The following is a 12,792-nucleotide window of genomic DNA, read 5'->3' as shown; positions in this document are numbered from 1 at the left end:
TGGGATTCACACAGCATGTTTCCGCCGCCGTGCTGGCTGGTCTTGGGCTCGTGCCGAGGCACGGTCACCGGTCTGGCAGCTATGACCCACCCCGTGTTGCCTGGCCTCCTGTTCGGGCTGGCGGTGGGCTGGAAGGGGTGGCAGCTGGCGCGTTGGTGGCAGGGTCGGCGCCGCGATGGCCCCGCCGCGCTGCAACGCTTCCGGGAGGCTCTCGAGCGGCGCTGGAGGAGCGGCCGGGCCTGAGTGGTGCGGGCTGGGGGGCGGAGCCCGGCGTCAGCGTCGGGCTGCCTGCCAGAGCCAGTACAGCACCACCGCCAGCAGCACCCAGGGAACGAGGGAGCGGAACACCAGCAGCACCAGCAGCAGCACGCCGGCGGAAACGGCGGTGCGCCGGGTGAGGGCCTTCGCCTCGTCGGTCATGTAGCGCCAGCGCGGCAGCAGGGGCATGGAGTGGGTGAACGGCGATCGCCCCAAGTCAACCGCGGCGAGCGGCCCTACTCTTGCCGCCATGGCCTCCTCCAGCCCCACCCGTGCCGTGCAGGCCCGGCCCCGCAACCGCTGGCGCGGCCCCCTGCTGGCCGGCTTCTGCTTCGGGCTGGGCTACGGCGTCACCCAGCGGTTGCTGGCCCTGCAGCTGCCGGGGCTGGTGCAGTTGCGCCAGGGCTTCGACGTACGGGAGTTCCCCGGCACCAGCCTCGAGAGCCTGCGCCTGCGCTTCGGCAACGACACCCAGGAGATCCGCGGCGATCTGGAGGTGCTCGAACTGGAACGTCAGGCCAAGCAGCGGCAGCAGGAGCGCAGGGAGGAGGAACGCAAGCAGGCTGAGGCCGAACAGCGGCGGCAGGCCGAGCAGCGGGCCGAGGAGGAGCGCCGCGACCGGGAATCCGAGGCCTCCGCGTTCCAGCCCCAGCCTGGGCCCGATTCCGGCGCCGAGCCGTCCGAACCCCCCGAGCCCGCCGCCACCGAACCGCCCGCACCCGCCCTGCCGCCGCCTTCTCCCTGACGGGCGGCCGGGCCGCAGCCGCGGGCCCCATCTGGCACAGTTTCCCCAGCAGACCACCGCCCATGCCGGCGCCCCAGCTCCTGATGCAGGCCACCCTGGCGCGATTGGGGGCCCGGCTCGGCAGCGGCCTGGTGGATGCCGCCGCCAGCCTGGCGCTGGTGGTGCAGGACGCTCCGGAGCGGCTGCGGCAGGAGCTGCAGCTCTTCTGGGATGAGGTGGAGCTGGAGGCCGACCGGCTGGAGCGGGGTGGGGGCGATGGCGGTGGGGCGACAGCCCGGAGCAGCTCCGCCCCGACGGGCCCCGGCGCCGTGCAGGATCAGATCGATGCGCTCCGGGCCCAGGTCGCGCAGCTGAGCCGCCGTCTGGATCGTCGGCCGTGATCCGGCGCCCTTTGCGCATCTGGTGGCTGGCCCTGCGTCTGGCCACAGGCCTCTGGTGGGATGGTCAGCGCTGGAGCTATCCCGGTGGACCCACGCCCGAACGGCGCAGCCGGCGGGCCCGCCGCCGCGCCCGCTGGCTCACCGAGGAATTTCTGGCCCTCGGCTCGGCCTTCATCAAGCTCGGCCAGCTGCTCTCCGCCCGGCCGGACGTGCTCCCTGCCGAGCTGGTGGAGGAGCTCGCCGCCCTGCAGGACCAGGTGCCCGCCTTCCCCTTCAGCGTGGTGCAGGCCCTGCTGGAGCAGGAACTGGGCGAGCGCTGCGCCGAGATCATCGACCTGGAGGAGAGCCCGCTCGGCTCCGCCAGCCTGGCCCAGGTGCACCGCGCCAGCCTGCGCAGCGGCCGCCAGGTGGTGCTCAAGGTGCAGCGTCCCGGCCTGGAGAAGCTGTTCCGCCTCGATCTGGAGGTGCTGCAGCAGGTGGCCCGGGTGGTGCAGCGCCATCCCCGCTGGGGCCGGGGCCGCGACTGGGTGGGCATCGCCCAGGAGTGCCGCCGCGTGCTGCTGCGTGAGCTGGATTTCCGGCTGGAGGCCGAGCACGCCGCCCGCTTCCGCCAGCAGTTCCTCGACGACCCCGGCATCCGCATTCCCGCGGTGGTGTGGGAACTGAGCTCCCGCCGCGTGCTCTGCCTCGACTACGTGCCTGGCATCAAGATCACCGACCGCCAGGCCCTGCTGGCCGCCGGTGTGGTGCCCGCCGCCGTGGCCGAGAAGGGCGCGGCCAGCTACCTGCAGCAACTGGTGCGGTTCGGCTTCTTCCACGCCGACCCCCACCCGGGCAACCTGGCCGTCGCCCCCAATGGCGCCCTCATCTACTACGACTTCGGCATGATGGGCCAGCTTTCGAGCCGCCTGCGCTCGAGGCTGGGGCGCATGGTGCGGGCTGCCGCCGGCCGGGATGCCTCCGCCCTGGTGGTGGAGCTGCAGGCGGCCGGAGTGATCGCCGCCGAGGTGGACCCCGGCCCGGTGCGGCGCCTGGTGCGGGTGATGCTCAACGACGCCCTCACGCCCCCCTTTTCCGCCAACGTGCTGGAGAAGCTCTCCGGTGATCTCTACGACCTGGTGTACGGCCAGCCCTTCCGGGTGCCGCCTGAGCTGATCTTCGTGATGCGGGCCCTCTCCACCTTCGAGGGGGTGGGCCGCAGTCTCGATCCCGGCTTTAGCCTGGTGGCCATTGCCCGCCCCTACCTGCTCCCCCTGATGACCTCCAGCGGCAACGGCGGCGATCTGTTCGGCGAACTCTCCCGCCAGGCCGCCGAGGTGGGCAGCCGGGCCCTCGGTATTCCCCGCCGCCTCGATGAGAACCTGGCCCGCATCGAGCAGGGCGACCTGCAGGTGCAGATCCGTGCCGGTGAAACCGACCGCCTGCTGCGGCGTCTTGCCCTGGCGCAGCAATCGGCGGGCCAGGCCATGCTGCTGGCCGGTCTGGCGGTGGCGGCCGCCGTGCTGGCCAGCAGCCGCCAGCCTGGCCTGGTGGCCGTGCCCCTGGTGGCGGGGCTGCCGGTGGGTCTGGGCTGGCTCAGGCTGCAGGCCCGCCTGGCGCGCGACGGCCGCCTGGATCAGATCCCCGGCATCGCCTCAGCTCCCGCCTCCGCCCCCTCGCCCATCGCGGATCCGGCGGCAGGGCCCTGAGCGGGGTCTGCACCTGCGCCGGGAGGCAGGCCGTCAGGCCTTGCCCCGGGGACCCCGGTCCTCGGCGCCGGCATAGGCGGCCTGGCTGCCCAGGTCGTCCTCGATGCGCAGCAGCTGGTTGTACTTCGCCACCCGTTCGCTGCGGCTGAGGGAGCCGGTCTTGATCTGGCCGGCCCGGGTGGCCACGGCCAGATCGGCGATGGTGGTGTCTTCGGTTTCGCCACTGCGGTGGCTGATCACGCTGGTGTAGCCGGCCCGGCCCGCCAGATCGATCGCCTGCAGGGTTTCGGTGAGGGTGCCGATCTGGTTCACCTTGATCAGGATCGAGTTGGCCACCCCCAGATCGATGCCCCGCTGCAGACGCTGGGTGTTGGTCACGAACAGGTCGTCGCCCACCAGCTGCACCGTGCTGCCGAGCTTCTCGGTGAGCAGGGCCCAGCCCTCCCAGTCGTCCTCGGCCACCCCATCCTCGATCGACACGATCGGGAAGCGGTTCACCAGCTGGGCCAGCTGGTCGACCATCTCGGCGCTGGTGTAGCGGCCGCCGTCGAAGGCGTAGCGGCCATCGCTGTAGAACTCGGTGCTGGCCACATCCAGGGCCAGCGAGATCTGATCGGCCGGCCGGTAGCCCGCCTGCTCGATCGCCTGCACCAGCAGCTCTCCGGCGGCCACGTTGCCCAGATCAGGGGCGAAGCCCCCCTCGTCACCCACGGCCGTGCTCAGCCCCTTGTCCTTCAACAGGCCCTTGAGGGTGTGGAACACCTCCGTGCCCATGCGCAGCGCCTCCCGGAAGCTGTTGGCGCCGTGGGGCACGAGCATGAACTCCTGGAAATCCAGGCTGTTGGCGGCATGGGCGCCGCCGTTGATCACGTTCATCAGCGGCACGGGCAGCAGGCAGGCCATCGGGCCACCCAGGTAGCGGTAGAGCGGCAGGCCCACGGCGTTGGCCGCCGCCCGGGCCGTGGCCAGGCTCACCGCCAGGATGGCGTTGGCGCCCAGGGCGCTCTTGTTGTCGGAGCCGTCCAGCTCGAGCATGGCGCTGTCCACGGCCACCTGCTCGAGGGCGCTGATCCCGCAGAGGGCTGGCGCGATCTTCTCCTCGATGTTGGCCACCGCCTGCAGCACGCCCTTGCCCATGTAGCGGCTGCCGCCATCCCGCAGCTCATGGGCCTCGTGGGCGCCGGTGCTGGCCCCGCTCGGCACGATCGCCCGGCCGCTCGCGCCGCCTTCCAGGAACACCTCGGCCTCCACGGTGGGAGTGCCGCGTGAATCGAGCACCTCCCGTGCCACCACGGTTTCGATCGAATAGTCGAGGGAGTCGATCACGGGTGCTGGCCCTAGCGCGGTCAAGGCAGGATCCTATGGGCCACCCCCTCCCGGCCCGGTGTGGCAACGGGCACCGCCCGCACGCCTGCTGGCCAGAATGGTTTCCTCCGCTCCCGCGCCCGTCTGCCGATGCGTCTGCTGCACACCATGCTCCGGGTGGGGAACCTGGACCGTTCCCTTGCCTTCTACACCGAGGTGCTGGGCATGACACTGCTGCGGCGCAAGGACTATCCGGGTGGCCGCTTCACCCTGGCGTTCGTGGGTTACGGCCCGGAGCAGGATCACACCGTGCTGGAGCTCACCCACAACTGGGACACCACGCACTACGCCCTCGGTGAGGGCTACGGCCACATCGCCCTCGGCGTGGACGACATCCATGCCACCTGTGAGGCGATCAGGGCCCGCGGCGGCCGGGTGGTGCGCGAACCCGGGCCGATGAAGCACGGCAGCACCGTGATCGCCTTCGTGGAAGATCCCGATGGCTACAAGGTGGAGCTGATCCAGCTGGGCTCCCGTGCCGATGGGGCGGCCTGATGCGTACGGACGCCCCTCCCCAGCCCGCCAGCCTCACCAGCGAGCCGGACCGCTTCAGCGAGGAGGCCTGGAATCTGCTGCTGGCCAGCCAGGACACCGCCCGCCGCTGGCGCCACGGCGTGATGGATGTGGAGCACCTGCTCCAGACCCTGCTGCTGGACCGCCGTTTCGGCCAGTGGGTCGATCGCCTGCCCCTCGACCCCGATCGTCTGCTCGACCGGCTCGAGGCCTTCTGCGCGGAACAACCCAGCGAGCCTGACGGGCAGCTCTACATCGGTGACGCGCTCGAGGATCTGCTCGAGGACGCCGACCGGCGGCGCGCCGGCTGGGGCTCGCGCCTGCTCGATGTGCCCCATCTGCTGCTGGCCCTGGTGGAAGAGCCCCGCATCGGCGCCCGCCTGCTGGGCCGTGAGGGACTGACGCAGGAGGCGCTGATGCGCCAGCTGCGTCCGGCCGCGCCCGGACGATCCGCCCCGGCGCCGGTTGCGGCTCCACCCCCCGCCGCGGTGCCGCCGGCGGCTGCGCCACCCCCGGCGCAGCCGGCCGATCCCTGGGGGGGAGCGGACGACTGGATCGACGCCGCCCCCACCGGCCGCAGCGCGGGGCGGCCCGCGCCACAGGTGGCCTCGGCCTCGGCCTCGGCCCCTGTCCCTGGCGCTGTTCCTGCCCCTGCCGCCCCCGCGCTGCAGCTGGAGGCCGAGGCCCCTGAGCCCGCCGCTCTGGACCGCTACGGCCGCGACCTCACCGCCGCCGCCCGCGCCGGCGAACTCGATCCGGTGATCGGCCGTGATGCCGAGATCCGCCGGCTGATCCAGGTGCTGTCGCGGCGCAGCAAGAACAATCCCGTGCTGATCGGCGAGCCCGGGGTGGGCAAGACGGCGGTGGCCGAGTGCCTGGCCCAGCGGATCGTGGCCGGCGAGGTGCCCGACGCCCTGCGGGGCCAGCGGCTGGTGGCGCTGGATCTGGGCGCCCTGATCGCCGGCGCCAAGTTCCGCGGCCAGTTCGAGGAGCGCCTGCGCGCGGTGCTGGCGGAGGTGCGCGACGCCGACCCCGGCGTGATCGTGTTCATCGATGAGCTGCACACCGTGGTGAGCGGCGATCGCTCCAATGCCGACGCCGCCAGCATCCTCAAGCCGGCCCTGGCCCGGGGCGAGCTCCGCTGCGTGGGGGCCACCACGCCGGAGGACTACCGCCGCAGCATCGAGAAGGACCCCGCCCTGGAGCGCCGCTTCCAGCAGGTGGTGATCCGCGAGCCGGGGCTGGAGACCAGCGTGGAGATCCTGCGCGGGCTCAAGGAGCGCTACGAGCTGCACCACGGCGTCACCATCAGTGACGCCGCCCTGGCCGCGGCCGCGCGCCTGGCCGACCGCTACATCGCCGACCGCTGTCTGCCGGATTCCGCCATCGACCTGGTGGACGAGGCCGCCGCCAACCTGCGCATGGAGGTCACCTCCAAGCCCCAGCCGGTGGAGGAGGCCGAGGTGGCCCTGCGCCGGGTGGAGCTGGCCCTGCTCTCGGCCGAGGCGGCGCCTGAGGCCGAGCGCATCGCCCTTCAGGAGCAGCGCCGCCAGGCCGTGGAGGCGCTGCAGCAGCTCCAGCAGCGCTGGCGGGCCGAGCGGGAGCGGGTGGCGGAGCTGCGCGACCTCCTGCAGCAGGATGAAGACCTGCGCCATGCCATCGCCGAGGCTGAGCGCTGCGGCGATCTGGAGGAGGCAGCCCGCCTCCAGTACGACCAGCTGCACGGGCTGCAGCAGCGCCGCCTGGCCCTCGAGGCGGAGATGCAGACCGACGCCATGCTGCGCGAGCAGGTGGAGCCCGGCGACATCGCCGATGTGGTGGCCCGCTGGACCGGCATTCCGGTGCAGCGCCTGCTGGCCGGCGAGCGCCAGAAGCTGCTGGAGCTCGACCGGCGCCTGGGCGAGCGCGTGATCGGCCAGCCCGAGGCCGTGGCGGCCGTGGCGGCGGCGATCCGCCGGGCCCGGGCCGGCATGCAGTCGCCGCGGCGGCCCGTGGGCTCCTTTCTCTTCCTCGGCCCCACGGGTGTGGGCAAGACCGAACTGGCCAAGGCCCTGGCGGCGGCCCTGTTCGATGAGGAGGAGGCCCTGGTGCGGCTCGACATGAGCGAATTCATGGAGCGCAACGCCGTGGCCCGCCTGGTGGGGGCTCCTCCGGGCTATGTGGGTTACGAGGAGGGGGGCCAGCTCACCGAGGCCGTGCGGCGGCGCCCCTACGCGGTGGTGCTGCTCGATGAGGTGGAGAAGGCCCACCCGGAGGTGTTCAACCTGCTGCTGCAGGTGCTCGATGACGGCCGCCTCACCGATTCCCAGGGGCGCACCGTGGACTTCCGCCACACGGTGGTGATCATGACCAGCAACCTCGCCAGCCGCTCGATCCTCGACCACGCCCGCGGCGGCCTCGACGCCACCCAGCTGGAGCAGGCGGTGGACCAGGCCCTGGCGGCCCGCTTCCGGCCCGAATTCCTCAACCGGATCGATGAGGTGATCCGCTTCCGGCCGCTGGCCGAAACCGATCTGGCGCGCATCGTGCGGCTGCAGCTGGCCGAGCTGGCCGCGCTGCTGGCCGAGCAGCAGCTGGAGCTGCTGGTGGAGGAGCCGGTGGTCGAGGCGCTGGCGCTGCAGGGCTATGAGCCGGAATACGGCGCCCGCCCCCTGCGGCGGGTGCTGCGGCGCCGCATCGAGAACCCTCTGGCCACCGAGTTGCTGGAGGAGCGCTACAGCGGCGCCCATGGCGTGCGCGTCACGCTGGGGGAGGAGCCCGGCGGGCTGCTGCACTTCGAGCCGGTGCCGGAGACAGGCGGGGAGGGTGTCCGGTAGGGTGATTGTTTGCCGAGTCGCGCGGATCCCCGCGTGCGTCAGCGCCCGTGGTGTCCGAGCCAACTCCAGCCGATCCCAACTCTGCCGCGCCCCCCGCAGCGCCTTCCTCCGAGCAGGGTTCTGCTGAGGCTGCTTCCGCGGAAGCCGCCGCTGCTGCGGAAGCCGCTGCTGCCGAGTCCCCTGCGCCGGCCGGGTTCGGGGCGGCCACCCTCGCGGAGCTGCGCAAGGTGGTCTGGCCCAGCCGCCAGCAGCTCTTCAGCGAGTCGGTGGCGGTGATCCTGATGGTGGGTCTCTCGGCCGCTGCCATCGCCGCCATCGACCGCTTCTACGGCTGGGCGGCCGCCCAGGTGTTCAGCTGATCGCCTCTGGCCGCCTCCATCTGACCGCCTCCACCCGTCCGTTCTCCGCCTTCCCCGCATCCCCAGCCCGAAGCACCGTGTCCGAGACCCTGTCCGAAAGCCACGTCGATCCCGTCGCCAGCGCAGCCGAGCCGATGGCTGACGCCGTGCTCGACCTGCCGGCCGCCGGGGCCTCCTCCTCGGACAACGCCTCCTCGGACGCCATCCCCTCGGACACGTCCGCCGAGGCGGTGAGCGAGAAGCGCCAGGTGGCCCGCTGGTACGCCGTGCAGGTGGCCTCCAGCTGCGAGAAGAAGGTGAAGGCCACCCTGGAGCAGCGGGCCGTGACCCTGGGCGTGGACAACCGCATCCTCGAGATCGAGATCCCCCAGACCCCCGGGGTGAAGCTGAAGAAGGACGGCAGCCGCCAGAGCACCGAGGAGAAGGTGTTCCCCGGCTACGTGCTGGTGCGGATGGTGCTCGATGAGGACACGATGATGGCGGTGCGCAGCACCCCCAACGTGATCAACTTCGTGGGGGCCGAGGAGCGCCGCGCCACCGCCCGGGCCCGCGGCCACATCAAGCCCCGCCCCCTCAGCCGCCAGGAGGTGGACCGCATCTTCAAGCGGGCCGCCGAGAAGAAACCGGTGGTGAAGGTCGACCTCAGCGAGGGCGACCAGATCCTGGTCACGGCCGGTCCGTTCAAGGACTTCCAGGGCGAGGTGATCGAGGTGTCGGGCGAGCGCAACAAGCTCAAGGCCCTGCTCTCGATCTTCGGCCGCGAGACGCCCGTGGAACTGGAGTTCGCCCAGATCAGCAAGCAGAGCTGAGCCTTTGGCTCCCCTCAGCGGCCGCCTCCCTGCGGAGGGTGGCCGTTCCCAGCACCACCTCCATCCCCGGAGGTGATCCGCAGACCCGCCCAGTAGTTCGAGACGATGGCCAAGAAAGTCGTAGCCGTGATCAAGCTGGCCCTCCAGGCCGGCAAAGCCAATCCGGCGCCACCCGTGGGCCCTGCCCTCGGTCAGCACGGCGTCAACATCATGGCGTTCTGCAAGGAGTACAACGCCCGCACGCAGGACAAGGCCGGTTACGTGATCCCGGTGGAGATCTCGGTCTTCGAAGACCGCAGCTTCACCTTCATCACCAAGACCCCGCCCGCCTCCGTGCTGATCTCCAAGGCAGCCGGAATCGAGAAGGGGGCCGCCACCTCCGCCAAGGGTTCCGTGGGTGCCATCAGCCGCGCCCAGCTCGAGGAGATCGCCAAGACCAAGCTGCCCGACCTCAACTGCACCAGCGTGGAGTCGGCCATGCGCATCATCGAAGGCACCGCCCGCAACATGGGCGTCGCCGTCAACGACTGAACCGTTCCCTTCCCATCACCGGGGGAGATCCAGCCAGCCGCCCGTGGCGCCCCGTGCCCCTGGCAGCCCTGCATCGCCCGCACCCCATCACTGCCATGCCAAAAGTTTCCAAGCGTTTTTCCTCCCTCCAGGCCAAGGTGGCCGACCGCGCCTACGAGCCCCTGGAGGCCATCGAGCTGGTGAAGGCCAACGCCACGGCCAAGTTCGATGAAACGATCGAGGCCCACGTGCGTCTGGGCATCGACCCCAAGTACACCGATCAGCAGCTGCGCACCACCGTGGCCCTGCCCCACGGCACCGGCCAGAGCATCCGCATCGCCGTGATCGCCCGCGGTGAGGCCGTGGCCGCCGCCAAGGCCGCCGGTGCCGATCTGGCCGGCGACGACGATCTGGTGGAGCAGATCGCCGGCGGTGCCATGGACTTCGACCTGCTGATCGCCACTCCCGACATGATGCCGAAGGTGGCCAAGCTCGGCCGGGTGCTCGGTCCCCGCGGTCTGATGCCCAACCCCAAGGCCGGCACCGTGACCACCGACCTGGCCGGCGCCATCGCCGAGTTCAAGGCGGGCAAGCTGGAGTTCCGCGCCGACCGCACCGGCATCGTGCACGTGCGCTTCGGCAAGGCCAGCTTCGAGCCCGCCAAGCTGCTCGAGAACCTCAAGGCCCTGCAGGAGACCATCGACCGCAACAAGCCCAGCGGTGCCAAGGGCCGCTACTGGCGTTCCCTGTATGTGACCTCGAGCATGGGCCCCTCGGTGCAGGTGGACTTCAGCGCTCTGCAGGACATCAAGCAGGAGGGCTGAGCGCGCCAGCCCGGCCGCCGGGCGGCTCTTGCGGGAGAGGGGATCACCATGGTCTATGGTTGGGTGCTGGCCAAAGGCCAGATGGGCACGCGCCCAACCCCAGACAGCAGGTTGGTGATGGGTTTTCGGCCGGCTTTCGCCGCACCGCCTTCCCTCTTGCCATAAGTCCTGCCGAGGTGAACGCGACAGGTTTCGGCCTCCAGGCCGTCAGCGGTGAGCAGCCGCCGGCGATCTGATCGGGTCAGGAGCATGCAGCGGCCTCGAGCTGCCCGGTGGCGATTCCTCGGAATCCCCTGCGGCGGTGTCCCGGGCCGCGTACCCGGCTTGTTCCCCCGATCCGATCCTTTCCTATGGGCCGCACGCTGGAGAACAAGCAACAGATCGTCGAAGAGCTCAAAGGGCTCCTCGGCGAGGCTGAAATGGCGCTGGTCCTTGATTTCAAGGGCCTGTCCATCAAGGAAATGTCTGATCTGCGGACCCGTCTGCAGGCCAGCAACGGCGTGTGCAAGGTGACCAAGAACACCTTGATGCGCCGGGCCATTGATGGCAACAGCGCCTGGTCGGATCTCGAATCCCTGCTCACCGGCACCAACGCCTTCGTGCTCGTCAAGGGCGACGTGGGTGGTGCGGTGAAGGCCCTGCAGTCCTTCCAGAAGGACACGAAGAAGTCTGAGACGAAGGGCGGCCTTTTCGAAGGCAAGCTCCTCTCCCAGGCGGACATCAAGGCCATCGGGGATCTGCCCTCCAAGGAGGTGCTCATGGCCCAGATCGCCGGTGCGATCAACGCCGTGGCCACCAAGGTGGCCGTGGGCATCAACGAGGTTCCTTCCGGTCTCGCTCGGGCCCTCCAGCAGCACGCCGATGGCGAGGGCCAGGCCTCCTGAGGCCCGGTTCCCCTCCATCCGCTGCTGTCGAGCTCAACCGATCCGACTGTTTCCCACAGATCTGTTGCTGATTCCCAACCATGTCTGCTACGACCGACCAGATTCTCGAACAACTCAAATCCCTCTCCCTGCTGGAAGCTTCCGAGCTCGTCAAGCAGATTGAAGAGGCCTTCGGCGTCTCCGCCGCCGCTTCCCCCGGTGTGGTGATGGCCGCCGCTCCCGCGGCTGCCGCTGAGGCTGCCGAAGAGAAGACCGAATTCGATGTGATTCTCGAATCCTTCGATGCGGCCGCCAAGATCAAGGTGCTCAAGGCCGTGCGCGAAGCCACCGGCCTCGGCCTGGGCGACGCCAAGGCCCTGGTGGAAGCCGCTCCCAAGGCGGTGAAGGAAGGCATCGCCAAAGCCGATGCCGAGGCCCTCAAGAAGGCCATCGAAGAAGCCGGCGGCAAGGTTTCGATCAAGTGATCGCAGCCGGGGCCGGCTCACTGGCCCCCCAGCTTCCCAAGGCAGAGCCGGCCCTCCGGGGCCGGCTTTGTTGTGGGGAGACGGTGCGGCAGGGCTCACCCCGCCACCGCGGCATTGGGCAGCCAAAAAAAAGCCCCGCCAAAGGCGGGGCAGGATTGTGGAACGGGCTTCGGGAGTCTGTCCTCGTTTCGACCCCGAAGAGACGTTCCGCACTCCTCACACCCCATGAAATTAGAGGATGCGACCGGAGTCAGGGACGTTGCCGTGCCGGTTGCTCAGCTGTCCGTGAGGCGGTTGGCGCCCCTCGCCTTCAGCTGCCGTAGGGCACCACTTCGAGGGCCACCACGCCCGTGGGGCGCGCTGGGGAGCGGCTGGTGCGGCTGTCCCGGCTACCGCGGCTGTCGAGCCTGCCGCTGAGGCGGTTCGAGCTGTCCAGGCGTGCCACGGCGGTCACGGAAGGAGGTGGGGGCGCCGCCGGCAGGGAGGCCAGCTGCCCACCGCCCCGGGCCCGGGCGAGCAGCACCGGCAGGGGTTCGGCGTTCGCCATGTAGAGGTGGCGCAGGGGCTCGTCGCCGTAGGTGCGGCGCTGGAAGCTCCAGCCAGGCGCCAGCTGGAGGGCGGCCAGGCCATCGGCGGGAACCCGGCCGCTGGCGACGGGGATCATGGTGCTGTTCTGGGGGTTGGCAGCCAGCAGCCGCAACTGGCCGTTCTCGCTCTCCACCCTCAGCCGCCAGGGGTTGCTCAGGTCGTTGTCGTTGACCCGCAGGGAGTAGGCGCTGCTCGAGAGATAGCGGCCACAGACGCCCTCAGCCACGTCGCCGTCGTAGGACACCACCGAGCCATCGGGAAATTCCCGCCAGCAGGGTGGCGCCGGCTGGAGCTGCTCCAGCACGATCAGGTTCCAGCGGCCTCCGGCCAGGGGCTGGGCCAGGGCGATGGCCTGGCCCGTGGCGATCGGCTGGCTGCCGAACAGGTTGGCCGCCTGCACCCGCTCCCCTGGCGTGCCGGCCAGCAGGGCCGCCACTCCCGCACCCAGGGCGGCGAGGCCGCAGGCCAGCGGCAGGCGCAGGGCTTGCGGATGCAGGGCGCGTGCGCCCAGGGATTGCCGGCGTCGGCGGCGTTTCGGTGTGCTGGCCATGGCCCTTCCTGCCCTGGGGGCAGCACAGAGTAGGGGGTC

The 12,792-nt window shown here is 70.7% G+C and carries 15 protein-coding genes; 12 read left to right on the top strand and 3 right to left on the bottom strand.

Annotated features, from left to right (window positions below):
- The first annotated feature begins 96 nt into the window (after positions 1 to 96).
- Positions 97 to 243 (top strand): hypothetical protein, encoded by a 147-nt coding sequence (locus CBM981_RS15330; protein ID WP_172820863.1) that lies wholly within the window; start codon positions 97 to 99, stop codon positions 241 to 243.
- Positions 244 to 273: 30 nt separating this feature from the next.
- Here the strand turns inward: CBM981_RS15330 and CBM981_RS15630 are convergent, their stop codons facing one another.
- On the bottom strand, positions 274 to 447 hold the full coding sequence (locus CBM981_RS15630) for a hypothetical protein (protein WP_172820862.1): 174 nt from the start codon (positions 445 to 447) through the stop codon (positions 274 to 276).
- Between the two features lie 61 nt (positions 448 to 508).
- Here CBM981_RS15630 and CBM981_RS09615 point away from each other — a divergent pair, with 61 nt between their 5' ends.
- From CBM981_RS09615 to CBM981_RS09605, 3 genes are all read left to right on the top strand, one after another.
- Positions 509 to 1,003 (top strand): hypothetical protein, encoded by a 495-nt coding sequence (locus CBM981_RS09615; RefSeq protein ID WP_087068228.1) that lies wholly within the window; start codon positions 509 to 511, stop codon positions 1,001 to 1,003.
- 62 nt (positions 1,004 to 1,065) lie between these two features.
- Positions 1,066 to 1,383 (top strand): hypothetical protein, encoded by a 318-nt coding sequence (locus CBM981_RS09610; RefSeq protein WP_087068227.1) that lies wholly within the window; start codon positions 1,066 to 1,068, stop codon positions 1,381 to 1,383.
- Entirely contained in the window at positions 1,380 to 3,071 is a 1,692-nt protein-coding gene (locus CBM981_RS09605) for an AarF/ABC1/UbiB kinase family protein (protein ID WP_087068226.1), read from the top strand. Before CBM981_RS09610 ends, CBM981_RS09605 begins: the two co-directional genes overlap by 4 nt.
- A 33-nt stretch (positions 3,072 to 3,104) precedes the next feature.
- Here the strand turns inward: CBM981_RS09605 and eno are convergent, their stop codons facing one another.
- Positions 3,105 to 4,397, bottom strand: coding sequence for a phosphopyruvate hydratase (gene eno, locus CBM981_RS09600; RefSeq protein ID WP_087068225.1), 1,293 nt, complete (start codon positions 4,395 to 4,397; stop codon positions 3,105 to 3,107).
- A 129-nt stretch (positions 4,398 to 4,526) separates the two neighbouring features.
- Between eno and gloA the strand changes: the two genes are divergently transcribed.
- The 8 genes from gloA to rplL all read left to right on the top strand — a co-directional run bounded on the left by gloA (position 4,527) and on the right by rplL (position 11,615).
- A complete protein-coding gene (gene gloA, locus CBM981_RS09595; protein ID WP_087069325.1) occupies positions 4,527 to 4,931 on the top strand; it encodes a lactoylglutathione lyase in 405 nt (134 codons plus the stop codon).
- Complete coding sequence (locus CBM981_RS09590; RefSeq protein ID WP_087068224.1) at positions 4,931 to 7,765, top strand: ATP-dependent Clp protease ATP-binding subunit; 2,835 nt, start codon at positions 4,931 to 4,933, stop codon at positions 7,763 to 7,765. The genes gloA and CBM981_RS09590 overlap by 1 nt, the downstream gene beginning before the upstream one ends.
- A gap of 47 nt (positions 7,766 to 7,812) precedes the next feature.
- Positions 7,813 to 8,124: a preprotein translocase subunit SecE gene (gene secE / locus CBM981_RS09585; protein ID WP_087068223.1), complete on the top strand. Its 312-nt coding sequence runs from the start codon at positions 7,813 to 7,815 to the stop codon at positions 8,122 to 8,124.
- A 77-nt stretch (positions 8,125 to 8,201) separates the two neighbouring features.
- Positions 8,202 to 8,933, top strand: a complete 732-nt coding sequence (gene nusG, locus CBM981_RS09580) for a transcription termination/antitermination protein NusG (RefSeq protein WP_225867329.1) — start codon at positions 8,202 to 8,204, stop codon at positions 8,931 to 8,933.
- Between the two features lie 105 nt (positions 8,934 to 9,038).
- Positions 9,039 to 9,464 (top strand): 50S ribosomal protein L11, encoded by a 426-nt coding sequence (rplK, locus tag CBM981_RS09575; RefSeq protein WP_087068222.1) that lies wholly within the window; start codon positions 9,039 to 9,041, stop codon positions 9,462 to 9,464.
- 95 nt (positions 9,465 to 9,559) lie between these two features.
- Positions 9,560 to 10,267, top strand: coding sequence for a 50S ribosomal protein L1 (gene rplA / locus CBM981_RS09570; RefSeq protein ID WP_087068221.1), 708 nt, complete (start codon positions 9,560 to 9,562; stop codon positions 10,265 to 10,267).
- 350 nt (positions 10,268 to 10,617) lie between these two features.
- Positions 10,618 to 11,151: a 50S ribosomal protein L10 gene (rplJ, locus tag CBM981_RS09565; protein ID WP_087068220.1), complete on the top strand. Its 534-nt coding sequence runs from the start codon at positions 10,618 to 10,620 to the stop codon at positions 11,149 to 11,151.
- Between the two features lie 80 nt (positions 11,152 to 11,231).
- Entirely contained in the window at positions 11,232 to 11,615 is a 384-nt protein-coding gene (gene rplL, locus CBM981_RS09560; protein WP_087068219.1) for a 50S ribosomal protein L7/L12, read from the top strand.
- A 310-nt stretch (positions 11,616 to 11,925) separates the two neighbouring features.
- On the opposite strand, the gene CBM981_RS09555 is transcribed toward rplL, so the two are convergent.
- On the bottom strand, positions 11,926 to 12,753 hold the full coding sequence (locus CBM981_RS09555; protein WP_087068218.1) for a DUF3747 domain-containing protein: 828 nt from the start codon (positions 12,751 to 12,753) through the stop codon (positions 11,926 to 11,928).
- Positions 12,754 to 12,792 lie beyond the last annotated feature (39 nt).

This window comes from Cyanobium sp. NIES-981, from assembly GCF_900088535.1.
Taxonomy (GTDB): Bacteria; Cyanobacteriota; Cyanobacteriia; order PCC-6307; family Cyanobiaceae; genus NIES-981.
Note: the sequence above shows the minus strand (reverse complement) of the source record. Positions and strands in the feature narration are given on the sequence as shown.

Coding starts and splice junctions, on each gene's coding strand:
- CBM981_RS09555 (WP_087068218.1), bottom strand. CDS start 12,753: ATGGCCAGCACACCGAAACGCCGCCGACGCCGGCAATCCCTGGGCGCA.
- rplJ (WP_087068220.1), top strand. CDS start 10,618: ATGGGCCGCACGCTGGAGAACAAGCAACAGATCGTCGAAGAGCTCAAA.
- CBM981_RS09610 (WP_087068227.1), top strand. CDS start 1,066: ATGCCGGCGCCCCAGCTCCTGATGCAGGCCACCCTGGCGCGATTGGGG.
- rplK (WP_087068222.1), top strand. CDS start 9,039: ATGGCCAAGAAAGTCGTAGCCGTGATCAAGCTGGCCCTCCAGGCCGGC.
- gloA (WP_087069325.1), top strand. CDS start 4,527: ATGCGTCTGCTGCACACCATGCTCCGGGTGGGGAACCTGGACCGTTCC.
- rplA (WP_087068221.1), top strand. CDS start 9,560: ATGCCAAAAGTTTCCAAGCGTTTTTCCTCCCTCCAGGCCAAGGTGGCC.
- CBM981_RS15630 (WP_172820862.1), bottom strand. CDS start 447: ATGCCCCTGCTGCCGCGCTGGCGCTACATGACCGACGAGGCGAAGGCC.
- CBM981_RS09590 (WP_087068224.1), top strand. CDS start 4,931: ATGCGTACGGACGCCCCTCCCCAGCCCGCCAGCCTCACCAGCGAGCCG.
- rplL (WP_087068219.1), top strand. CDS start 11,232: ATGTCTGCTACGACCGACCAGATTCTCGAACAACTCAAATCCCTCTCC.
- CBM981_RS09615 (WP_087068228.1), top strand. CDS start 509: ATGGCCTCCTCCAGCCCCACCCGTGCCGTGCAGGCCCGGCCCCGCAAC.